This is a genomic window from Nocardia sp. CDC519 (genome assembly GCF_059509835.1).
In genome coordinates this window covers 2,318,977-2,339,562 of sequence record NZ_CM183377.1, presented here as the reverse complement: position 1 = coordinate 2,339,562, position 20,586 = coordinate 2,318,977, and the positions used below count along the sequence as shown (strand labels likewise).

Annotated in this window: 23 protein-coding genes and 2 tRNA genes; 8 read left to right on the top strand and 17 right to left on the bottom strand. The window is 68.5% G+C overall.

Going from position 1 to position 20,586, the window contains the following annotated elements; translation table 11 throughout:
• Positions 1-324: 324 nt before the first annotated feature.
• From recA to AC5W7N_RS10480, 4 genes are all read right to left on the bottom strand, one after another.
• Complete coding sequence (recA, locus tag AC5W7N_RS10495) at positions 325-1,362, bottom strand: recombinase RecA (protein ID WP_036538104.1); 1,038 nt, start codon at positions 1,360-1,362, stop codon at positions 325-327.
• Positions 1,363-1,493: 131 nt separating this feature from the next.
• A complete protein-coding gene (locus AC5W7N_RS10490) occupies positions 1,494-1,943 on the bottom strand; it encodes a nuclear transport factor 2 family protein (RefSeq protein ID WP_163811888.1) in 450 nt (149 codons plus the stop codon).
• Between the two features lie 25 nt (positions 1,944-1,968).
• Positions 1,969-2,826: a pyridoxamine 5'-phosphate oxidase family protein gene (locus AC5W7N_RS10485; RefSeq protein WP_495924084.1), complete on the bottom strand. Its 858-nt coding sequence runs from the start codon at positions 2,824-2,826 to the stop codon at positions 1,969-1,971.
• Between the two features lie 72 nt (positions 2,827-2,898).
• Positions 2,899-3,351: a VOC family protein gene (locus tag AC5W7N_RS10480; RefSeq protein WP_194992227.1), complete on the bottom strand. Its 453-nt coding sequence runs from the start codon at positions 3,349-3,351 to the stop codon at positions 2,899-2,901.
• A gap of 154 nt (positions 3,352-3,505) precedes the next feature.
• On the opposite strand from AC5W7N_RS10480, the gene AC5W7N_RS10475 reads away from it, so the two are divergent.
• Positions 3,506-4,024: a CGNR zinc finger domain-containing protein gene (locus tag AC5W7N_RS10475; protein ID WP_163811884.1), complete on the top strand. Its 519-nt coding sequence runs from the start codon at positions 3,506-3,508 to the stop codon at positions 4,022-4,024.
• Positions 4,025-4,045: 21 nt separating this feature from the next.
• Here AC5W7N_RS10475 and AC5W7N_RS10470 read toward each other — a convergent pair whose 3' ends face one another.
• The 5 genes from AC5W7N_RS10470 to AC5W7N_RS10450 all read right to left on the bottom strand — a co-directional run bounded on the left by AC5W7N_RS10470 (position 4,046) and on the right by AC5W7N_RS10450 (position 7,176).
• The gene (locus AC5W7N_RS10470) at positions 4,046-4,777 is read right to left on the bottom strand and encodes a phosphotransferase (RefSeq protein ID WP_495923590.1); all 732 of its coding nucleotides are present in this window, start codon (positions 4,775-4,777) and stop codon (positions 4,046-4,048) included.
• Complete coding sequence (locus AC5W7N_RS10465) at positions 4,774-4,968, bottom strand: DUF3046 domain-containing protein (RefSeq protein ID WP_130917187.1); 195 nt, start codon at positions 4,966-4,968, stop codon at positions 4,774-4,776. Before AC5W7N_RS10465 ends, AC5W7N_RS10470 begins: the two co-directional genes overlap by 4 nt.
• A 32-nt stretch (positions 4,969-5,000) precedes the next feature.
• A complete protein-coding gene (locus tag AC5W7N_RS10460) occupies positions 5,001-6,158 on the bottom strand; it encodes a glycosyltransferase (RefSeq protein WP_195019681.1) in 1,158 nt (385 codons plus the stop codon).
• 49 nt (positions 6,159-6,207) lie between these two features.
• A complete protein-coding gene (locus tag AC5W7N_RS10455; protein ID WP_163811877.1) occupies positions 6,208-6,918 on the bottom strand; it encodes a PIG-L deacetylase family protein in 711 nt (236 codons plus the stop codon).
• A gap of 84 nt (positions 6,919-7,002) precedes the next feature.
• Positions 7,003-7,176, bottom strand: coding sequence for a hypothetical protein (locus AC5W7N_RS10450; protein WP_194992222.1), 174 nt, complete (start codon positions 7,174-7,176; stop codon positions 7,003-7,005).
• Positions 7,177-7,365: 189 nt separating this feature from the next.
• On the opposite strand from AC5W7N_RS10450, the gene AC5W7N_RS10445 reads away from it, so the two are divergent.
• On the top strand, positions 7,366-7,893 hold the full coding sequence (locus AC5W7N_RS10445; protein ID WP_195019682.1) for an OsmC family protein: 528 nt from the start codon (positions 7,366-7,368) through the stop codon (positions 7,891-7,893).
• Between the two features lie 4 nt (positions 7,894-7,897).
• Here the strand turns inward: AC5W7N_RS10445 and AC5W7N_RS10440 are convergent, their stop codons facing one another.
• Positions 7,898-8,569 (bottom strand): TetR/AcrR family transcriptional regulator, encoded by a 672-nt coding sequence (locus tag AC5W7N_RS10440; protein ID WP_195019683.1) that lies wholly within the window; start codon positions 8,567-8,569, stop codon positions 7,898-7,900.
• A 139-nt stretch (positions 8,570-8,708) separates the two neighbouring features.
• On the opposite strand from AC5W7N_RS10440, the gene AC5W7N_RS10435 reads away from it, so the two are divergent.
• Positions 8,709-9,854 carry an acyl-CoA dehydrogenase family protein gene (locus tag AC5W7N_RS10435; RefSeq protein WP_194990978.1) on the top strand — a complete coding sequence of 382 codons (1,146 nt, stop codon included), beginning with the start codon at positions 8,709-8,711 and terminating at the stop codon, positions 9,852-9,854.
• 156 nt (positions 9,855-10,010) lie between these two features.
• Entirely contained in the window at positions 10,011-11,009 is a 999-nt protein-coding gene (locus tag AC5W7N_RS10430; protein WP_195019684.1) for a hypothetical protein, read from the top strand.
• On the opposite strand, the gene pspM is transcribed toward AC5W7N_RS10430, so the two are convergent.
• The 5 genes from pspM to pgsA all read right to left on the bottom strand — a co-directional run bounded on the left by pspM (position 11,006) and on the right by pgsA (position 14,764).
• Positions 11,006-11,878, bottom strand: a complete 873-nt coding sequence (gene pspM / locus AC5W7N_RS10425; protein WP_163811867.1) for a phage shock envelope stress response protein PspM — start codon at positions 11,876-11,878, stop codon at positions 11,006-11,008. The two genes, AC5W7N_RS10430 and pspM, sit on opposite strands and share 4 nt — an antisense overlap.
• Before the next feature lie 123 nt (positions 11,879-12,001).
• Complete coding sequence (gene pspA / locus AC5W7N_RS10420) at positions 12,002-12,835, bottom strand: phage shock protein PspA (protein WP_104359183.1); 834 nt, start codon at positions 12,833-12,835, stop codon at positions 12,002-12,004.
• A gap of 216 nt (positions 12,836-13,051) precedes the next feature.
• Entirely contained in the window at positions 13,052-13,498 is a 447-nt protein-coding gene (locus AC5W7N_RS10415; RefSeq protein WP_195019685.1) for a helix-turn-helix domain-containing protein, read from the bottom strand.
• A 109-nt stretch (positions 13,499-13,607) separates the two neighbouring features.
• On the bottom strand, positions 13,608-14,111 hold the full coding sequence (locus AC5W7N_RS10410; protein WP_163811863.1) for a CinA family protein: 504 nt from the start codon (positions 14,109-14,111) through the stop codon (positions 13,608-13,610).
• The gene (gene pgsA, locus AC5W7N_RS10405; RefSeq protein ID WP_375139378.1) at positions 14,108-14,764 is read right to left on the bottom strand and encodes a CDP-diacylglycerol--glycerol-3-phosphate 3-phosphatidyltransferase; all 657 of its coding nucleotides are present in this window, start codon (positions 14,762-14,764) and stop codon (positions 14,108-14,110) included. The genes AC5W7N_RS10410 and pgsA overlap by 4 nt, the downstream gene beginning before the upstream one ends.
• Positions 14,765-14,874: 110 nt before the next feature.
• On the opposite strand from pgsA, the gene AC5W7N_RS10400 reads away from it, so the two are divergent.
• Together AC5W7N_RS10400 and AC5W7N_RS10395 are read left to right on the top strand one after the other, a co-directional pair.
• A complete protein-coding gene (locus tag AC5W7N_RS10400) occupies positions 14,875-15,489 on the top strand; it encodes an amino-acid N-acetyltransferase (RefSeq protein WP_163811860.1) in 615 nt (204 codons plus the stop codon).
• Positions 15,490-15,526: 37 nt separating this feature from the next.
• Positions 15,527-15,814: a YciI family protein gene (locus AC5W7N_RS10395; RefSeq protein ID WP_194990980.1), complete on the top strand. Its 288-nt coding sequence runs from the start codon at positions 15,527-15,529 to the stop codon at positions 15,812-15,814.
• Positions 15,815-15,862: 48 nt separating this feature from the next.
• Here the strand turns inward: AC5W7N_RS10395 and AC5W7N_RS10390 are convergent, their stop codons facing one another.
• Positions 15,863-16,849 carry a TerC family protein gene (locus AC5W7N_RS10390; RefSeq protein WP_163811856.1) on the bottom strand — a complete coding sequence of 329 codons (987 nt, stop codon included), beginning with the start codon at positions 16,847-16,849 and terminating at the stop codon, positions 15,863-15,865.
• 704 nt (positions 16,850-17,553) lie between these two features.
• Between AC5W7N_RS10390 and AC5W7N_RS10385 the strand changes: the two genes are divergently transcribed.
• Positions 17,554-17,636: transfer RNA gene (locus AC5W7N_RS10385), tRNA-Tyr, on the top strand.
• A gap of 25 nt (positions 17,637-17,661) precedes the next feature.
• Positions 17,662-17,734 (top strand) — tRNA-Arg (locus tag AC5W7N_RS10380).
• A 186-nt stretch (positions 17,735-17,920) separates the two neighbouring features.
• On the opposite strand, the gene AC5W7N_RS10375 is transcribed toward AC5W7N_RS10380, so the two are convergent.
• On the bottom strand, positions 17,921-20,548 hold the full coding sequence (locus AC5W7N_RS10375) for a DNA translocase FtsK (RefSeq protein WP_195019686.1): 2,628 nt from the start codon (positions 20,546-20,548) through the stop codon (positions 17,921-17,923).
• Positions 20,549-20,586 lie beyond the last annotated feature (38 nt).

Here is a 20,586-nt window from a genome sequence, read left to right as displayed (position 1 = left end):
GCGGCAGGCGCGCCGTCGTCCCGTGCGCCGTAGCGGTCCCGCTCACCGCTGGTGCGCGCACGGCGACCACGAGTGCCGGGGAACTCGGTCGAACGTGTCCGCTGCGGATCGGACGCGTCCGACCGAGTTCCCCATGCGTTCGCCTCGGCCGAACCACCATCGGCCGGGCGAACCGGTGCCGGCTGCCGGCCTTCGGGCCGTGAGCCGGTGGATTCGGGGACCTCGACGCCGAGGCGTGCCAACTGTTGCCGCATGGCTGCGACGGGATCAGCGGGCACGCCGTCCGCAACCTCACCGGATGCGGGGCGCCGGGCCGGCCTCGGATCAGAAATCGGCGGGGACCTCTTCGCTCGCCGTCACGTCGGCGCCGATGCCCAGCTTCTCCTTGATCTTCTTCTCGATCTCGTCGCGGACGTCGGTGTTGTCCAGCAGGAACTTGCGGGCGTTCTCCTTGCCCTGGCCCAGCTGATCGCCTTCGTAGGTGTACCAGGAGCCGGACTTACGAATGAAGCCCTGCTCGACACCCATATCGATGAGCGAGCCCTCTTTGGAGATGCCGTGACCGTAGAGGATGTCGAACTCGGCCTGCTTGAACGGCGGCGACACCTTGTTCTTGACGACCTTGACCCGGGTGCGGTTGCCGACCGCGTCGCTGCCGTCCTTGAGGGTCTCGATGCGCCGCACGTCCAGGCGCACCGATGCGTAGAACTTCAGCGCCTTACCGCCGGTGGTGGTTTCCGGCGAGCCGAACATGACGCCGATCTTCTCGCGCAGCTGGTTGATGAAGATGGCGGTGGTGCCGGAATTGTTGAGCGCGCTGGTCATCTTGCGCAGCGCCTGGCTCATCAGGCGGGCCTGCAGGCCGACGTGGCTGTCACCCATTTCGCCCTCGATCTCGGCGCGCGGCACCAGGGCGGCCACGGAGTCGATGACGATGATGTCGATGGCGCCGGAGCGCACCAGCATGTCGGCGATCTCCAGCGCCTGCTCACCGGTGTCGGGCTGGGAGACCAGCAGCGCGTCGGTATCGACTCCGAGCTTGCGGGCGTAGTCCGGGTCGAGCGCGTGCTCGGCGTCGATGAACGCCGCGACGCCACCGGCAGCCTGAGCGTTGGCCACCGCGTGCAGGGCGACGGTGGTCTTACCCGAGGATTCCGGACCGTAGATCTCCACCACGCGCCCGCGCGGCAGACCGCCGATACCCAGGGCCACATCCAGCGCGATCGATCCGGTCGGGATCACCGACACGGGCTGGCGGGCCTCCTCGCCGAGCCGCATCACCGCGCCCTTGCCGAAGCTCTTCTCCACCTGAGCCAGGGCGAGCTCGAGCGCCTTGTCGCGGTCGTACGCCTGTGGTGCCATGTCCTGATCCCCTTTTCGACGGGTGAGTCTCGTTCTGTGGTTGGCGCCCACATTAGAGGGCGGCACCGACAAGTTCTGGCGACAAGATTAGCCGAACAGGTGTTCGAGTCAAGCGACGCGCCGGACGGCGGCTACCACTGCGGCAGCGGCGTCCGATCCTCCGCCGGGCGCGGCCCGAAGATGCGCCGCTCGGATTCGCCGATCGCAACGTCGTTGATGCTCGCCTCCCGGCGCATCATCAGGCCGTCCGGCGCGAATTCCCACTGCTCGTTGCCGTAACTGCGCCACCACCGGCGCTGCTCGTCGTGCCATTCGTACTGGAAGCGCACGGCGATCCGATTGCCGTCGAAGGCCCAGAGTTCCTTGCGCAGCGCGTACCCGTTCTCCTCGGCCCACTTGCGGTTCAGGAACTCGACGATGGCCGCGCGCCCGGCGAAGTGTTCGTCCCGGTTACGCCAGACCGAGTCCGGCGTGTAGGCGGCCGCGACCCGTTCGGGGTCGCGGGAATTCCAGGCGTCCTCGGCGGCACGCACCTTGGCTTCGGCGGTGCTGCGATCGAACGGGGGCAGTGGGGGTCGCATCGACCATTCCTTTCATGGAGCCGGATCAGGGATTGACGGGTGAGAGTTCGGCCGGACCCCAGCGCAGCGGGCCGGCCGCCGAGGTGTCGACGACCTCGGTGACGGTGAATTCGATCGAGCACTGGGCGCCGGCGGCACACTCGGCCTCCGGCCAGATCAGTTCCGCGGTACCGGTGAGCTGCAGGCTGCCGCCGGTGGTCCAGTCCGGGACGAGGATGCCGCAGCGGGGGTTCACCGCGATATTGCCCAGGGTCATGAACATCGAGTTGCCGCGATAGTCCGGCCAGCGCAGCCGGTCGGGTGCGAGCACTTCCAGAAATCCGGGATTGCCGCCGCGATGGGAGGCATCGGCATGGCCGTCGGCATCCGCGGTGGCGAGGAAGAACGTATCGGCAGCGGTGACGGCGGCGCGTTGCCGATCGTCCAGTGCGGCGCTGCGACGCGGCGCGGTGCGCGCTCGCGGGTCGAATGAGCGAATATCTCTGCGCGAGATGTATTTCGGGCAGTTCGAATACACCTGGTCGGTGACGATGCGCAGGCCGTCGCCCTCGGGTGTGGCGGTGCCGTTGACGCGCATGCGCCTGCGGCGCTGCGGTTGCAGGGCGATCAGACCGACGCCGAGCGCCTGCGTGGTCGGCTCGTGCAGCGGGTCGCCGGGCGCGGGCATGGCATCCACCAGGACCGTGTCCGCTCCGGTCGCCCGCAGGAATCCCGGCGGCCCGATCAGCTGGCTCGCCCACATCCGGCCCTCGCCATCGGCGGCGCCGAGCACCACCATCGATTGTTCGGCCAGGAAGTCCGCGGCGACCGCCGGGATGTCGCGCCGGATCATGCGCCCGACCCGTCCGGCGATATCGGCCTGGCCCATCCGCTGCTGCACCATGCGCTCTCCCGCATGGAACGGCGTAGTCACGTGTTTCCCCACCTCACTGCCCGAACCGTCGATGGCGATGGATCAGAAGAATCCGCAGGTGGGTGCGGCGCCACTGGGAGCGGGCGCGGACTCGGCGCCGCCGGGTGCGTAGACCTCGAGGCGGATGCCGTCCGGGTCGGCGAAGAAGATGCCGCCGGAGGATGCCCCCTCGCCGTGGGCCACCACGCCGTCATAGGCGAATTCCACCGACAGCTCGCGCAGGGTGGCCTCGACCGCCCGCACCTGCTCGAGGGTGTCGACCTGGAACGACAGGTGGTGCAACCCCGGACTCGAGGCGGCGAATGCGCCGTCGCTCTGCTGCCACAGGGTGAGTACCAGGACGCCGTCGGCGCCGAGGAAGGCCCATTTCCGGTGCTCGTCGGTACTGGCCGCCAGCTGTTGGAAGCCGAGCGCGCGGCGGTAGAAGTCGACCGATCGGGTCAGGTCGGTGACGTTGAGCCCGATGTGGCCGGTGGCGAGCTGGGGCGTGGTCATGGATCCTCCTCGGGGAATGGTCAAACCGTCATAATTTGTTTGACTGGTTAGAATCTAAGGAGAAGACCACAACTTGTCAACCGTCTATCTTGGGTTAGACAGTTAGTAGGAGGTGGTTGATACGTCCGTCCGCACTGAGCCGTTACCCTCAGGCATGCTCGATCCACGCCCTCACCTCGGTGAACCGCTGGCCCTGGATCTGTTGAACACCCGGTGGATGAGCGGCGACGGACCGCAGGACCTGCTCACCGATATCGCCGGGCTGGAGATCTGGTTGGCGGCCAACGGCTTGGCCGGGCGTTGCGACGCCGACGCCGCGGCGCTGGAAGCGGTGCGCGCCGCCCGCGCCGCCATCTACGACGCCGTACGCGACGGCCGCCGAGACGCGCTCAACGACGTGCTGAACCACGGCCGGATCCGCCGGTCACTCGCCGACGCCGGGCCCGTGGACACCCCCGAAATCACCGACCCGGCATGGTTGCCGGGTTGGCTGGCCGCCGACAACCTGCTGAGCCTGCTGGCCACGGCCCCCGGTCGCATCCGCCAGTGCGCCCATCCCGACTGCGTGCTGTTCTTCTACGACACCTCGAAGAACGGCACGCGCCGCTGGCACTCCATGGCCACCTGCGGCAACCGCACCAAGGCCGCGCGCCACTACGCCAAGAAGTCCTGACCGTCCCGGATCCCGCCCGGCTCAGAACAGTTCGTCGAGCAGCCGGTAGTAGTCGAGTGTGCGCTGATCCGGTTCGACCAGCCCGTACGCGGCGAAGAACTCGGCCACCTCGGCATCGCCGAAGTCCTCGCGCAGATCCCGCGCGGCAAGTGCGAGATCCCGGTGGCGGTCCGCCACCCCGAGCGCACCGACGTCGATCAGGATGCCGCCCTCGAGCACATTCGCCGGCGTGAAATCACCATGCGCGACAACCAGATCCTCGTCCTCCGGCTGCTCGTCGATCAACCGCCGCAGCACCTGTTCGGGCGTCAACGGGTGGTCGTCGTCGAAGTCTTCGGCATCGACCAGCCCCTCCGATACCCGCCGGCGAGCTTTCGGCACCATCACCTCGAGCCGTCCGTCGAACGGGCAATCGGCGACGGGCACCTGATGCAAGACGCGCAGCGCTTCCCCCATCACAGCACCGACTCGCCCACCCCGCCGCGCCAGACTCGGCACCCCGACGTCGGCCAGCATGAGCACATCCTCGTCGAACGCCGCCACCTCGGGCACAGGTATCCCCCGCCCGGCGAGCCAGCGCAGCCGTTCGTACTCGGCGACGGCCTCTTGGCCCCGTTTCACCCAATACCCGGCGGCGAAGACGACACCGCCGCTCATCCCCTCGTGCGCATCCGACCAGTCGGGCGAATCGCCGAGGAGCGCAGCGATGGCCGGCGGCAGCGGCGCCTCCCAGCCGGCCGGTGCCGCACTCACCAGCGGGAGCGGGGGACGTCGAATTCGGCGCAGAGCGCGCGCCAGACGTCGCGGGGGTCGACGCCGGCTTCGATGGCGGCGGCGCCGGTGCGGCCGCCGAGGGAGGGGATGACGTGGTCGGTGAGGAGGGTGTCACCGCGGGACACACCGAACTCGGTGTGCAACAGCTCCTGGAATTCGGTCAATCGCACCGTGCCGAAGATACCCGCGTCGAGCGGCGGCGTCAGCGGGCGGTGGCGAGCACCGTGTGGCAGACCTGCACCGGGTCGGTCACCACCGACAGGCCCGCGGCGGCCTCGGCGGCGGCTGCGGCGAAGCCCGGTCCGTCGAGGATCCGCAGCACCGCCTCGCGCACGGCGGCGGCGGTCAGTGGACGCACCAGCAGCGAACTTCCTTGGCGCGCCGCACGGTTGGCCAGCTCCCATTGATCACCGCCGCCGGGCACCGTCACCACCGGCACTCCGGCGGTGAGCGATTTCGCGAGTAGACCGTGCCCGCCACCACCGACGACGACCGAGGCCCGGCGCAGCAGAACATCCTGGCGGCCCAGTCCTGCGGTGGCCCACGGCGGCAGATCGGCGGGCGGCTCGTCCAGCATCGACACCGCCACTCGGACGCCGGTGCCGTCCAGCCCGGCCAGCACCGTCTCCACCATCCCGGCCACACCGGTGTGCGCGGTCGACGGCGCCACCATGACCAGCGGGCCGTCACCCGGCGGCGGTTCCAGCACGGAGTCGGTCGGCTCCCACAGCAGCGGCCCGATCAGATGCGCGGTCTCCGGCCAGTCCGGTCGCGGCACCTCGAGGGCGGGCAGGGTCGCGATCAACCGGGCGATCGGGCCGGGGTCCTCGCCCGGCAGCCCGACGCTTTCCCGTGCGCGGGCACGCTGGCGGCGTCCTTGTTCGATGGCGCGGGCGGTCATCGACCGCAAGAACCCGTCACGGATCCGGCCACGCAGCCCGGTACCGGGAGCGAGCCCACTACCAATGGGCGGCAAGGCCTTCGACGGCAGGTACAGCGGATGCGGTGAGAGCTCCACCCACGGCACGCCGAGCCGTTCGGCCGCCATCCCGCCGCCCGCGGTCAGCACATCGGAGACCACCAGTTCCGGCAGCATCGCGCTGAGTTCGGGCAGGATCTCGGTCGAAATGTGGGCGGCGCGTTCATGGATGCGCTGACCGGCGTCGCGATCGTCATCGATCTCGCGCGGCGCCAGCCCTTTGAGCCTGCGCACGCCGATGCCTGCCGCTCGGGCGGCGTCGAACCAGCGCGGCCCGGTGAACAGCACCGGCTCGTCACCGGCGGCGGCGAAGCGCAGGCACAGCGCGATAGCGGGGAACGCGTGGCCCGGATCCGGGCCTGCGACGACGGCTACTCGCATCCGCCCAGCCTGCCACACCGCTCATCGACGCCGACGGCGCACGGTGGGCTCAGCCGCGGAAGTGGAACAGCTCGAAGCCCACCGCACGCTCGGCCGGGAAACCCTCGATGCGCCCGGTGGTCATGTCGAGGACGGCCCGCACCTGGTCGGCCACCGGTTCCTCGCTCAGCGCCTCCAGGTAGCGGCGGTGCTCGGCCAGCGAGGCCTCGGCCTTGTCGATGGTGTCGGTGACGTCGACGGCGTGGGTGACCTTCGGCCCGACCACTGCCGCCCAGCGCGGCGTCCACGGTTCCAGCTCGGCGAGTTCACGGAAAATCCATTCGTTGCCCGCGTCCGACACCGCATCCAGCGCCGCGCGTCCGACGGCGCGGTGATCGGCGCTGTTGACGTAGCCGGGCGCCCACACATCGCCGAAGTTGAACAGCACCACCATCTCCGGGCGGTGGCGCCGGATGGCGGCGGCCAGGTCGCGCCGCAGGGCCAGGCTCGCCTCGACCCGTCCGTCGGGGTAGCCGAGGAACTCGACCTCGCTGACGCCGACCACGGCGGCCGAGGCGATCTCCTCGCCTTCGCGCAGCGGGCCGGCATCGGCGGGCGGCATCCCGGCGATGCCGGCCTCCCCCGAGGTGGCCAGGACATATCGAATGTCCTTGCCCTGGCCGGTCCAGCGGGCGACGGCTGCGGCGGCGCCGTATTCGATGTCGTCGGGATGCGCGACGATGACCAGACCGCGCTGCCAGTCTTCCGGTAGCTGCTCCATACCCGCCATTCAAACACGCCCCCGAGACGGCAACGGGCCGTGCGTCTTCCGTATCGGGAAGCCGCACGGCCCGTGCGTGGTGGGTCAGAGTTTGCTCACGGTGTTCTTGTCCGAACCCGACACCGCCTTGTACAGCAGGTAGAGGCCGAACACCACGGCGCTGATCATCAGGATCGGGAACAGGCCCTTGATCAACGCACCGATGACGGCCAGTGCGATCCAGACAACGGCGACCACGCCGATGATCTTCCACAGCATTTCGTGCCTCCCAGCAATTCGTCGTCCTCCGAGCATGACACCGGGTAGGCGATAAATCACCAGGTGAGAGCCGATATCGGGGTGAAGTTCAGGGTTCACCCCTAGCCGCGGCAGCCGGCGCATCCGCCGTCAGAATCATGGCGAACACAACCCTCGTCGGCGGTGCCGTCGGCCCCTACCGTCGCGGTCATGACTACTACCCCGGCGCCCACGGCCACGCCGCTCAACGACATCGCCGCTGCCACCGCCACCGCGGTGGCCCAGGATTCCCGCAACGCTCAGGTCGTATTCCGCGCCTCGGCCGTTCCGCAGGGCCGGGTAGGGAGTTCGATCACGGCGCGGTCGCACACCCTGGTGGTCGATGAGCCACCGACTCTCGGCGGAGACGATACGGCCGCCAATCCGGTGGAGGTGTATCTGGCCGCACTGCTGTCGTGCCAGGTGGTGACCTACCGGTTCTGGGCCCAGCGGCTCGGCATCACCGTCGACGAGCTGTCCTTGACGGCCGAGGGCGATCTGGATGTGCGCGGCTTCTTCGGCCTGGACGATTCGGTGCGCCCGGGTTTCCAGCAGGTCCGGGTGCGGGTACGGGTGCGCGGTCCGGAGACCGATGAGCGTTACGCCGAACTCCAGCAGGCGGTGGAGGCGCACTGCCCGGTGCTGGATCTGACCACCGGTGTCACCCCGGTGCATGCGACGTTGGAGATCACTCGCTGAGCGTTCAGCGCCGTTCCAGTGGCGAATTCGGGTCGAGCACCACGCCGACGGTCCGCAGGTGGTGGTCGATCAGCAGCCAGGCCTGGGCGGTGAGCAGCTCCACCAACTCCTCGCGCGAGGTGTCGCGGTAGGACAACCACCACTGCACCGTGGCATCGATGAGGCCGAGCAGCGCGACGACCAAGCGGTCCGCGGCCACGGGATCGGCGTCGAACCGGGGGATGTAGCGGACCGCCGCCGCGGAGATCTCGGCGGCGAACGCACTGCCGCCGATGCGCGGCATGTCCTTGCCCCGGTAGTAGTTGCGCCCCAGCAGGAACCGATACAGGTTCGGATGTTCGCCCGCCCAGCCGACATGCGCCACGATCGGGGCGCGGATGGCGTCGAGCGGAGTGCCGTCGACCACGAGCGCGGCGCGGATCCGCTCGGTGATCTCCAGGTGTGCGCGCTTGGCCACCGCCCAATCCAGCTCCGCCTTGCTGGCGAAGTGACGATAGAAGTGGGTGCGGTTGAGGCCGGCGCGGTCAGCGATCTGCCCGGTCAGCGCGTCGGGGCCGTGTTCGGCGATCGCGGCGATCGCGGCGTCGACGATCGCGGCGCGCCGTTCGTCGCGCGCTGCGGAAACCGAACCCGAACGGCGGGTCTCGGCGGTGTCGGTCCATCGCTGTCGTTCCACGTCGCGCCACGCTATCGCAGGTCGGGGCCGTCGCGACGAAGGTGGGGCTTGTCACACCGGCCGGTGTGGGACACACTGTACCCGTTATTCCCGGTAACGAATACCGTCCCCGGGGCCGCTCAACGGGAGGACACACCCGATGACCACCTACCGGTCGTGTTGGATGAACGAGGACCTCGATGCGCTGCGCGAGCTCGCGCGGGCCTTCTTCGAGAAGGAAGTCGCGCCCAACGTCGACAAGTACATCGAGCAGCACCACGTCGACCGCGACCTGTGGAACAAGGCCGGTGAACTGGGACTGCTGTGCCTGTCGATCCCGGAGGAATACGGCGGTGGCGGCGGCACCTTCGCGCACGAGGCCGTGCTGATCGAGGAACAGGCCCGCGTGGTGGACACCGCCTGGGGCCAGAGCCTGCACAACGGCATCGTCGCGCACTACCTGCTGGCCTACGGCACCGAGGAACAGAAGCAGCAGTGGCTGCCGAAGATGGCCAGCGGTGAGGTCGTCGGCGCGATCGCGATGACCGAGCCGGGCACCGGATCGGACCTGCAGAACGTCAAGACCAAGGCCATCCGCGATGGCGACGAGTACATCGTCAACGGGTCGAAGACCTTCATCACCAACGGCGCGCAGGCCGACCTGATCATCGTGGTGGTCAAGACCGACACCAGCCAGGGCGCCTCCGGCATCAGCCTGGTGCTGGTCGAGGCCGACCGGCCCGGTTTCCGGCGTGGGCGGGTGCTTGACAAGATCGGCCAGAAGGGTCAGGACACCTCCGAGCTGTTCTTCGAGGACGTGCGCATCCCGGTGAGCAATCTGCTCGGCTCGCAGGAAGGCCAGGGCTTCATCCAGCTGATGCAGCAGCTGCCACAGGAACGGCTCATCATCGCCGTCGGCTCGGTGGCGGGCATGGAGGTCGCGCTCGAGCACACCCTGCGCTACACCAAAGAGCGCGAGGCGTTCGGCCGCCCGGTGTTCGGTTTCCAGAACACCAAGTTCAAGCTGGCCGAGGTCGCCACCGAAGCCAAGATCGCCCGGGTGTTCACCGACGACTGCATCGCCAAGCACATCGCAGGCGAGCTCGACATCCCGACGGTCGCGATGGCCAAGTGGTGGACCACCGAGCGCGCGATGTCGGTGGCCAGCGAATGCCTGCAGCTGCACGGCGGCTACGGCTACATGACCGAATACCCGATCTCGCGCATGTGGGTCGACAACCGCGTGCAGATGATCTACGCGGGCACCAACGAGATCATGAAGGAAATCATCGCCCGCTCCCTCTGAGCGCCGATGATCATCGGTGGGGCCGCACCGGCGCCCCACCGCCTTCGGCTCGCCACCGCGAACACCGGAAGCGATCGAGCCGTACTCCGCGCGTCGTCTTGCTCTCGGCCGCGGGCGCGGGCTCTGATGGGGCCGGAACCGAGCGAGGAGCCCGCGATGACCGACGATCCCCAGCATCCGTCCTGGGCCCGCGTCCTCGACGCGATGGTGCGCGAAGCCGGCACCGAGCCGCCGATCCACGGAGTCATCGCCAGCGCGGACCCCGCACCCGGCGGCGCCGGATGGGTGAGCTTCGCCGGGCAGCAGAGGCCGACGTTCGTCGGCGCGACCGGCCCGGATCGCACCCTCTGGCGGGTCTGGCGTCATGGTGCGCGCATTCGCGTCGAGAACCAGGACGGACAACCTCTGGTCCTCAGCGATGGGGTGCGATCGTGGCGGTTCGACACTCCGGGCGAACCGCCGCTCGAGGATGACGCGTCGGCGGTCCGGTTCATCGGCAGCGCCGTGCGGCTGGTGGTGCGGCGCAGCGCAAACGATTTCGTGGGCGAGGATTTCACCCGCCCGACCGGCCCCATCACCACGACCGTCTTCCTCGGCCGTCCGGCCTGGGCGGTGGAACTCGGCCCGCCACCGCACAAACCGTTCCCGATACAGCTGGTGGTCGATCAGGAAACCGGACTCGTGCTGCAACAGCGCAATGACGACGCCGGGCTGGTCAGTGACGAATGGATCGAGCTGAGCGTTGGTGCGCCGATCGACGATGACGTGTTCAGCTGGCCCGGACCGGTACGCACGCGGGCCGATGTACAGCGCCGGATGCGGGAGCGCGCCCTGGAACGGCAGCGACAGCACCGAGAGTGGTTCGCCCGTACCGTCACCCCGGAGCCACTCTCGATTCAGGTAGATGTGCCGCTCGATATCGAGACCGTTCACGAATTCGACGAAGCGACCGGTGCGTTCACCGCTTCGCTCGGCCGTCCGCCGTTCTGGTCGATGCTCGCGCGGCGTCCGCGTTCGGCCGAACCGTGGGAGCTGGGCTGGGCCGGCAGCGTGCACCGATGGTCGACCGCGGAATTCGACTGGGCGTTGCGGGTGGACGGCGCCGAACCCACCGCACAGTCACTGGCGCGGCTGCGGGAGTTGCTCGGCGGCTAACCGCCGTGCGGCGGCAGGGGTGCGGGCGCCTGCTTGTCGGCGATTTCGGTGAGGGCCTGAGCCCAGCCGTCGAGGCGGTCGGCGGCGTGCTGGAGTTCGGCGACGATGCCGTTGAACTGGTAGGCGACAACGGTGCTGTCGGGCACCGCGAGTACGCGACCGGCGGCGGCGACGAGTTGTTCGTATTCGGCGACACCGGATTCCAGCCGCTGCACCGCCGCGCCGACAGTGGCCGTGAGCGAGGCGCCCGCCTGCGGATTGGTGCGGCCGACGGTGGCCGCGGCGCGTTCCATGGCGACGATGTCGGCGGCCAGCGCGTGCAGGGCGGCCGCGCCGGAGCGAGCGGTATCGAGCAGGTCGTCGAGTTCGTCGGGCGGCAGCCGGCGCGATCGCGCGATCTGGGCACCGAGATCGTGCATGGCCCGCTCGGCTCGGACCAAAGCGACGATCGGGGCCCGCGCCGCCGAACGCACGCCCGGCGCCTTACGCGCGATGAAGGCCGCCTGCGGCAGCGGTTTTCCGCGCAGCCGCAGATAGCGGCGCGCACTGAGCGCGGTGCCCGTCACCAAGGCCACCGCGCCGCCGCCGACGACCACCACGGCCCAGGCGGGGGCCGAAATGATGACCAGCCCAACGGTTCCCACCGTGGTGAGACCGGAAACGGTGCCCAATTGCATGCTGCGCCTGCGGGCCCGGCGGCGCTTGCGTAGTTCGCGTTCACGCGGATCCGCCCAGCGGCGCACGGCCACGAGTGCGTGCTCGCCCACATCGCGCAAGGTGTCGGGCAGGTTGGTCTGCCCGGTTCCGAAGGCCGGTGATCCGAAGATGTTCATGCCGTCGACGCGGCCGCGGGAACCGTTGCGGCTCATGTCAATCCTTCCGCCGACACCACTACGACCGCCCCGCCGGACGGTCGGCGTTCGGGGCGGGTGCGGGCGCCGATCGGTCTACCGGACGCCCGCACGCTCGCCACCATGGTTGTTTCCTCGCCGCTACTGCTGCGCGGTCTGGCCCTTGTTCATCTGCGGCTGCGGCTGCGCCGGATCGGCCTGCGCCTGCGCCGGGTTGATCGCCGGTGCGGCACCGCCGGAGGGCAGGGCATCCCCGCGCATGGAGGCGCGGATCTGCTCGAGCTTGCTGTGCCCGGCCATCTGAATGCTGGCCTGCTGCACTTCGAGCATCCGGCCCTGCACCGAGTTCTGGGCGAGTTCGGCCGAGCCGAGCGCGGTGGCATAGCGGCGTTCGATCTTCTCGCGCACCGCATCCAGGCTCGGCGTGGAGCCGGGGGCCGACAGGGTGGAGTCCATCTGCTGCAGCGAGGCGCTGACCTGCTCCTGCATCTTCGCCTGCTCGAGCTGGCTGAGCAGCTTGGTGCGCTCGGCGACCTTCTGCTGCAGCAGCATGGCGTTCTGCTCGACCGCCTTCTTGGCCTGCGCGGCGGCCTGCAACGACTGATCGTGGAGCACCTTCAGGTCTTCCACCGACTGCTCGGCGGTGACCAGCTGCGCGGCGAAGGCCTCGGCCGCGTTGGTGTACTGGATCGCCTTCTCGGTATCGCCCGCGGCGGTCGCCTGATCGGCCAGGGTGACGGCCTGACGGGCGTTGGCGTTGAGCTTCTCGACCTCGTCCAGCTGACGGTTCAGCTTCATCTCCAGCTGGCGCTGGTTGCCGATGACCGACGCGGCCTGCTGCGAGAGGGCCTGATGCTGGCGTTGCGCTTCCTCGATAGCCTGCTGAATCTGGACCTTCGGATCCGCGTGCTCTTCGATCTTGGAATCGAAGAGGGCCATCATGTACTTCCAGGCCTTGACGAACGGATTAGCCATCGATTGATCCCGCCTCCATCTGCTGCGCCGCTGTGCGCGACTCCAGTGCGCGACCGTCACGCACCCGATATGTGCCTATCCTCCACTACGTGGCGCCTGGACCGGGCCAACCCCGCGAGTAGGGTCGGACACGGTCTGCTTCCGCCGCCTATGACGAATCTATCCGCTTTTGCCGGTGGCCCGCAGCGTTGCCACGGCACACCGCCGATTCGGGGCTCACGCGCTCTTCACCAGAACCAGGGTGTCCGAACGCGGCGCGGGGATGACGATCCTGGTCTCGCCGTCGATATGCGGGCGTACCTCGGGGCCGGCCACCGACATCGTGGCGGTGGCGGGTTCGGCGGGTGCGGCCTCGGCTTCCTCCGCGGCGGCCGGGGCCTCGGCCGCGTCAGCGCCCGCCGGCACCGCGACGGCGGGCTCGCGCACGTCGTCCACCCCGGCCATGATCGTGCTCACGTCCCACAGCACTCGCGACAACGGAACATCGAGGGCCTCGCAGATCGCGGCCAGCAGCTCGCTCGAGGCCTCTTTGCGGCCTCGTTCGACCTCCGACAGGTAGCCAAGGCTCACCCGCGCGGATGTGGACACCTCCCGCAGAGTTCGCTGCTGGGCGAGACGCGCACGCCGCAGACTGTCACCGATCGCTTCTCGCAGCAGCGTCATCTCGGTCTCCTCACTCCCTGTTTCCAGGCGTCGGCGCGCATGCGCCGCTTTCTGGCACAACGTCCAGGTGCGTCCGGTTGGTTCCCGAGCGAGAGATCTCGCCGCGAATTCAGTCCGCCGCCGCCGGAGCCCGCACACATCGCAGGAGTTCGGCGAGCGCGGTCCGTGCCGCACCCAGTCTGATGTTCCACCGGTCGCCGGACAGTTTCAACCGCATCACTTCGGTGTGCCCCGGACCGGCCAGTCCGAGGAAGACCGTGCCGACCGGGTATCCGCCCTGCGGGTCCGGCCCGGCGACCCCGGTCAGGCCCACTCCCCAATCGGCGCCGCAGCGGGTGCGGGCGCCGACGGCGAGCTGTTCGGCGGTGCTCGCGGCCACCGGGCCTTCGGTGTCGAGCACCTCGGCGCCGACTCCGGCCAGGCTGTGTTTGAGATCGGTGGCATAGACCACCAGCCCGCCGCGCAGTACCGCGCTGGCACCGGGAATCCCCGCGATGGTGGCGCTGAGCAGGCCTGCGGTCAACGATTCGGCGGTGGCGACGGTCTGGCCGGCCGCGGCCAGGGCGGACACGAGTTCGGCGGCGGGCACCTGCGCGGTGAGCGGATCGCTCATCCGTTGCGGTGACGGGGAGATCCGGCGAACCACACGCGCGCCGCCTGGCCGACGTAATCGAGTCCGGTGGCCACCGTCAGCACCAGCGCCAGCCACATCAGCGCCATCCCGGCGGTGGCGAATCCACCGGCCAGCGGCAGCACCAGCACCGCGATGGCCAGCGACTGCACCAGAGTTTTCAGCTTGCCGCCGCGACCGGCCGGGATGACGCCGCGGCGCACGACCACCAGCCGCAGTAGCGTGATGCCGAGCTCTCGGCCGCAGATGACGATCGTCATCCACCACGCCAGATCACCCAGCACCGACAGCCCGATCAGCGCGGAACCGATCAGCGCCTTGTCGGCGATGGGGTCGGCGAGTTTGCCGAAGTCGGTGACCAGGCCGTATTTGCGGGCCAGTTGCCCGTCGAAGCGATCGGTGATCGCGGCGAGCCCGAACAGCGCCGCCGCGGTGATCCGCCACCCCGTGTCGTGACCGCCGCCGGCGAACAGCGCGAGCACGAACAGCGGTACCAGCGCGATCCTGGCCATGGTCAGCACGTTCGCGATGTTCAACAGCGGAACGGCGGGCTCGGCGGGCGGCGGCACCAGACCCGGGCGCAGCGGCGCGGGACCGGACCAGCCACGATCCATTTCCTCGGGTTGCACGCTCATGGCCGCCTCTGGATCCAGTCGCGCTGCCCGGCGCGATGCGTTGAGCGGTACGACTGGGTGTGCGGCACATCTCCAGACTATCGGTAGCGGGGCCGACTACTGTGCACCCCATGACCTCACGGGGACCACTGAGTGGTTCGACCAGCGACGCACCCGCCGCGGTGCCCGCCGATCCCGCAGGCGCGGCGCCGTCCGGCGCGCCCGCCACCGCATCGGCAGGCGCGCATGATCGTGCCCCGACGGTGCGACGTGCCCGAACCTCGGACGTCCCCGCGATCAAAGCCCTGGTTGACGTCTATTCGGGCCGGATCCTGCTGGAAAAGAATCTGGTCAACCTCTACGAGGCCGTGCAGGAATTCTGGGTTGCCGAGCAGGACGGCCGGTTGGTCGGTTGCGGCGCGCTGCATGTGTTGTGGGCCGATCTGGGTGAGGTTCGCACGGTGGCGGTGCACCCGGATGTGAAGGGCCAGGGTGTGGGCAAGCTCATCGTGCGCAGGCTGATCGATGTGGCCAGGGAGCTGGAACTGAGCCGGCTGTTCGTGCTGACCTTCGAGGTGGAGTTCTTCTCCCGGCACGGATTCGTCGAGATCGACGGCACGCCCGTGACCGCCGAGGTGTACGCCGAGATGTGCCGCTCCTACGACACCGGCGTCGCCGAATTCCTCGACCTGAGCTACGTCAAGCCGAACACCCTCGGCAACACCCGGATGCTGCTCACGCTCTGAGCGGCTCCCGCCCACCTTCGACAGAAAGCGATCCGACGTGCCGCTGTTCGCCGTCCACTACACCTACACCGCCGAGACCGTGCCCGGGCGCGACGAGCATCGTCCCGAGCATCGCGGCTGGCTGGCCGATCGGCTGGCCGAAGGCACGCTGCTGACCAGCGGGCCGTATCCGGACGGTTCGGGCGCCCTGCTGGTGTTCCGGGCCGACGACGAGACCGCGCTGCGCACCCTGCTGGCCGAGGATCCGTTCGCTCGCAGGAACCTGATCACCGAGGTCAGGGTCAACGAATGGCTGCCCATCTTCGGAGCCATGAGCCAGGTATGAGCACCGGTGGTGCCGGCCGGGAACCCGACCGGCACCACCGGGTTGCCACTACTTTGCCGCCTGTTTGGTCTGCTTGGTGCGCAGCAGGCTCGCCACCGTCGCCACCACCAGGATGCCGATGATGACCGACAGCGAGAACGCGGTGGAGATCTCCGGCACCGACACGTGCTCACCGCCGTTGATGAACGGCAGCGTGTTCTCGTGCAGGGCGTGCAGCACCAGCTTCACACCGATGAAGGCCAGGATGGCCGACAGCCCGTAGGACAGGTACACCAGCCGGTCGAGCAGGCCGCCGATCAGGAAGTACAGCTGACGCAGGCCCATCAGCGCGAAGGCGTTCGCCACGAACACGATGTAGGGCTGTTCGGTGAGGCCGTAGATGGCGGGGATGGAGTCAAGCGCGAACAGCAGGTCGGCGAAGCCGATCGCCAGCAGCGCCAGCAGCATCGGGGTGACCGCGCGCCGGCCGTTGATCTTGGTGAGCAGCTTGTCGCCGTCGTATTCGTCGGTGGTCGGCACCAGCTTCTTGGTCAGCGCGACGATGCGACTGTCGCGTTTCTGCTCCTCCTCGACCTCGTGTCCGCTCTCGCGCAGCAGCTTGACCGCGGTGTAGACCAGGAACAGGCCGAACAGGTAGAACACCCAACTGAACGCGCTGATCGCGGCGGCGCCGACGGCGATGAACACACCGCGCATGACCAAGGCCACCACGATGCCGATGAGCAGCACCTTCTGCTGGTAGATCCGTGGCACCGCGAAGGTGGACATGATGATCAAGAACACGAACAGGTTGTCCACCGAGAGCGCCTTCTCGGTGACGAAGCCCGCGTAGTACTCCCCGGCGTAGGTCCCGCCCCACTTCCAGGCGATGAAACCACCGAAGGCCAGTGCGAGGCCGATGTAGACCGCCGACCAGAAGCCGGACTCACGGAAGGTCGGTTCGTGCGGTGTGCGTACGTGGGCGAAGAAGTCGAAGACGAACAAACCGAGGATCACCGCGACGGTGATCCCCCACTCCAGCGCGGTCACCTGCATGGTGCGCTCCGATCGGCAGTAAGACTCATGACGTCAATCATGCCCGATTTGCCCGTTTCGCTCGGCTTGCGGGCTGGTTGCTCACCATGATTTCACATCCCGCGCAGGTCACCGCGCGCCGTGATGTCGGTCTCGTGCACCGGGTCGCCGGCGGTGCACCGGCCACACGCGCCAGGACATCACGTCGGCTACGCAGACCGCAGCGGCCGCAGCCGGCCTCGCCACCGCACGATCGCCGTGCGGCGTCGGGTGCACGTGGCTGCGCTCGTTGTCCTACGTCCACCGTCCTACATCCACCGGAACCCGGCCGAGCTGGCGCGCCCGACAGCGCCGGGCCGAAAGCGCCGGTCGACAGTCCGGCGCGTGGACAAAGAAATACTCGCCGCCGAAAAGCTCTTTTCTGGAACATAATTCGGGTGCTACCGTTGTAGCCGTCATCGAAACTCCCCCGGTACCAACACGACAGGCGAAAGGCCGGAACCATGAACGTGCAGCGCATTCACGAGCGGCAGATGCGCCGGCTCGGCGTCGCACGCCGGAGCGGCGCATTCGTCCTGCCCGAAGCCATGCCGTACGCGGATGGCCTCGCTCGCGCCCGGAGCAGCCCCTAGCCAGACCTTTTCGGATCCGGCAGGGGTCATTCCATGGCGAAAGCCAGGAATGGCCCTTTTTTCGTGTGCACATCAATGGTGCACAGGAATTGCGGCAGTATGCCCGAGCGGACGAAAGGGCCTGCCTGTAAATCAGGTGCATTACGCCATCGGAGGTTCGAATCCTCCTGCTGCCACATATTCATTGCCGCGTAATTCTTCGCGCTCGTAGCTCAACGGACAGAGCATCTGACTACGACTCAGAGGGCTGGAGGTTCGAATCCTCCCGAGCGCACGCGGGCCGAATGCTGTCCAGCCTTCGGCCCATGGCTCACGCAGGTTGCCGCCGGGCTCTCATAAGGCCCGGTCGCGTGGTTCGACTCCACGGTGAGCTCCGACGGAGGTCACTCCTCGTCCGATCCCGCACGTGCATCGCACGCGGCGGATCGGCCAGAGCAAACCTTCCGAACCGGGGCACCGATCAGTCCTCGGCCTCCGGCGGCGGCTCGTCCCCACCGCCGCGGATCGACCACAGCAGCCCTTCGAGCTCATCCGGTTTCACCAGCACATCACGCGCCTTGGAACCCTCGCTCGGCCCGACGACGTTGCGGGTCTCCATCAGGTCCATGAGCCGGCCTGCCTTGGCGAATCCGACCCGCAGCTTGCGCTGCAACATCGAGGTGGAACCGAACTGTGAGGTGACCACCAGCTCCACCGCCTGCAAGAACAGGTCCAGATCGTCGCCGATGTCGGGGTCGACGTCCTTCTTCTCCCCCGCCTTGGCCGCGGTGACGCCCTCGGTGTACTCGGGTTCGGCCTGGTTCTTGGTGAATTCGACGACGGCGTGGATCTCCTCGTCGCTGATGTAGGCGCCCTGCAAGCGGGTCGGCTTACCCGCGCCCATCGGCAGGAACAGGCCGTCACCCATACCGATCAGCTTCTCCGCGCCCGGCTGGTCCAGGATCACGCGCGAATCGGTGAGCGAGGACGTCGCGAACGCCAGCCGCGAGGGCACATTGGTCTTGATCAGACCCGTCACCACGTCCACAGACGGCCGCTGCGTCGCCAACACCAGGTGAATGCCCGCGGCACGCGCCTTCTGGGTGATCCGCACGATCGCATCCTCGACGTCGCGCGGGGCCGTCATCATCAGGTCGGCCAGCTCGTCCACGATCGCCAAGATGTACGGGTACGGGCGGTAGACCCGTTCGCTGCCCAGCGGCGCGGTGATCGCACCCGACTTCACCTTCTTGTTGAAGTCGTCGATATGGCGCACCTTGTTGGCCTGCATGTCCTGGTAGCGCTGCTCCATCTCCTCCACCAGCCAGGCCAGCGCGGCCGCCGCCTTCTTCGGCTGGGTGATGATGGGCGTGATCAGATGCGGAATGCCCTCGTAGGGCGTCAGTTCCACCATCTTCGGGTCGATCAGGATCATCCTGACCTCCTCCGGGGTGGCCCGCTGCAACAGTGAGACCAGCATCGAGTTCACGAAGCTCGACTTACCGGAGCCGGTGGAACCGGCCACCAGCAGATGCGGCATCTTGGCCAGGTTCGCGGCCAGGAACTCGCCTTCGATGTTCTTGCCGAGCCCGATCACCAGCGGATGGTGATCGTTGCGGGTCGACGGCGCCTTGAGCACATCGGCGAGGCGCACGAGTTCGCGATCGGAGTTGGGCACCTCGATGCCGACGGCCGACTTGCCGGGGATCGGCGCGAGCAGGCGGACGTTCTCGGTGGCGACCGCGTAGGCGATATTGCGGGCGAGGGCGGTGATCTTCTCGACCTTCACACCGGGCCCGAGTTCGACCTCGTACCGGGTGACCGTCGGTCCGCGCACGAAACCGGTGACCGCGGCGTCGATCTTGAATTGCACCAGCACCTCGGTGATCGCCTCGATCATCGATTCGTTGGCGGCGCTGCGCTTCTTGGGCGGTTCCCCGTCGGTGAGCAGGCTCATCGGCGGCAGCGTGTAATCGCCTTCGATGACCCGGTCGGTGACGAACTCCGGTTCCTTCGGCGGCGGCGGAGTCTGGTCGACGACCTTGGCCGGCTTCGGCTTGGCCTTGGGCTTGGGTGGTTCGGCCGGGACGTCGGTGGCGATCGGCTTGGCGTCGCGCAGCGGCGGTTCGCCCAGCGATTCGGTGACGGCGTCGGAGCCGGCGAACTCGTCGGTCGGGTAGTTCTCCTCGGGTGTGCGGCCACGGCGACGGGAACCGCCGCGGGTGAGCGGGAAGCCGTCCGCGTCGTAGCCACCGGAGGCGAAGTCGGGGTCGTAATCGTCGTATTCGTCGCCACCGCTCGCGGTGCCGAAGTAGTGCCGGAACAGGGCGGGCACCTCGCGCACGGTGGTGCCGGTGACCAGCAGGACACCGAAGACGATGGCCAGCAACAGGATCGGTACCGACAACCACGCCGTCAGCCCGTCGGTGAGTGGGCCACCGACCACGAACCCGACGAAACCGGCCGCCCGCGACCGTCCGTGCGCGTCGGTCGGGGCGCCCGCGGCGATATGCCAGAGCCCGAGCATCGGCAGCCCCACGAGCAACCCGCCGAGCACCAGCCGGGGCCGGATCTCCGGATGCGGTTCGGTACGCATCAGCACCAGGGCGATGCCGGCGGCGACGAACGGCAGTGCCGCCGAGGCCGACCCCGATACCGCACGGATCACGTCCTCGACGAAGTGTCCGATCGGGCCGCCCGCCGAGAGCCACACCGCCGCCGCGATGACGCCGCTGAGAGCGATCAATGCCAGCGCGATCCCGTCGCGGCGGTGCCCGTGCTCGATCTCCCCCGCCCGGCTCAGCGTTCGGGTGGTGGCTCCGAGCCCGCGCGCCAGCATGGTCCAGCCGCCGCTGATCCCGCGCCCGATGACGGCCAGTGGTGCGGTGTCGGACCGGCGGCGCGCGGGACGTCGCGCGCCCGAGGCGCGAACCCGCCCGGCCGTAGCGCGGCCGCGAGCCGCTGAGGTGCGGCCACGGCCGGCCGAACCGGTGCGAGTCGTCGAACGAGATGGGTTCGTCGCCGAACGATTGGAGGCCGCCGTCGTCCGCCCCCGTGCCGATCCCGCCCGCGCACGTGTCGTAGTGGTGCTGCGGGACTTACCTGCCATGAACTCAGGCTAGCCGTAAACGCACCATCTGGACCATC

Coding starts and splice junctions, on each gene's coding strand:
- recA (WP_036538104.1), bottom strand. CDS start 1,362: ATGGCACCACAGGCGTACGACCGCGACAAGGCGCTCGAGCTCGCCCTG.
- AC5W7N_RS10490 (WP_163811888.1), bottom strand. CDS start 1,943: ATGCGACCCCCACTGCCCCCGTTCGATCGCAGCACCGCCGAAGCCAAG.
- AC5W7N_RS10485 (WP_495924084.1), bottom strand. CDS start 2,826: ATGGTGCAGCAGCGGATGGGCCAGGCCGATATCGCCGGACGGGTCGGG.
- AC5W7N_RS10480 (WP_194992227.1), bottom strand. CDS start 3,351: ATGACCACGCCCCAGCTCGCCACCGGCCACATCGGGCTCAACGTCACC.
- AC5W7N_RS10475 (WP_163811884.1), top strand. CDS start 3,506: ATGCTCGATCCACGCCCTCACCTCGGTGAACCGCTGGCCCTGGATCTG.
- AC5W7N_RS10460 (WP_195019681.1), bottom strand. CDS start 6,158: ATGCGAGTAGCCGTCGTCGCAGGCCCGGATCCGGGCCACGCGTTCCCC.
- AC5W7N_RS10455 (WP_163811877.1), bottom strand. CDS start 6,918: ATGGAGCAGCTACCGGAAGACTGGCAGCGCGGTCTGGTCATCGTCGCG.
- AC5W7N_RS10450 (WP_194992222.1), bottom strand. CDS start 7,176: ATGCTGTGGAAGATCATCGGCGTGGTCGCCGTTGTCTGGATCGCACTG.
- AC5W7N_RS10445 (WP_195019682.1), top strand. CDS start 7,366: ATGACTACTACCCCGGCGCCCACGGCCACGCCGCTCAACGACATCGCC.
- AC5W7N_RS10435 (WP_194990978.1), top strand. CDS start 8,709: ATGACCACCTACCGGTCGTGTTGGATGAACGAGGACCTCGATGCGCTG.
- AC5W7N_RS10430 (WP_195019684.1), top strand. CDS start 10,011: ATGACCGACGATCCCCAGCATCCGTCCTGGGCCCGCGTCCTCGACGCG.
- pspM (WP_163811867.1), bottom strand. CDS start 11,878: ATGAGCCGCAACGGTTCCCGCGGCCGCGTCGACGGCATGAACATCTTC.
- pspA (WP_104359183.1), bottom strand. CDS start 12,835: ATGGCTAATCCGTTCGTCAAGGCCTGGAAGTACATGATGGCCCTCTTC.
- AC5W7N_RS10415 (WP_195019685.1), bottom strand. CDS start 13,498: ATGACGCTGCTGCGAGAAGCGATCGGTGACAGTCTGCGGCGTGCGCGT.
- AC5W7N_RS10410 (WP_163811863.1), bottom strand. CDS start 14,111: ATGAGCGATCCGCTCACCGCGCAGGTGCCCGCCGCCGAACTCGTGTCC.
- pgsA (WP_375139378.1), bottom strand. CDS start 14,764: ATGAGCGTGCAACCCGAGGAAATGGATCGTGGCTGGTCCGGTCCCGCG.
- AC5W7N_RS10400 (WP_163811860.1), top strand. CDS start 14,875: ATGACCTCACGGGGACCACTGAGTGGTTCGACCAGCGACGCACCCGCC.
- AC5W7N_RS10390 (WP_163811856.1), bottom strand. CDS start 16,849: ATGCAGGTGACCGCGCTGGAGTGGGGGATCACCGTCGCGGTGATCCTC.
- AC5W7N_RS10375 (WP_195019686.1), bottom strand. CDS start 20,548: ATGGCAGGTAAGTCCCGCAGCACCACTACGACACGTGCGCGGGCGGGA.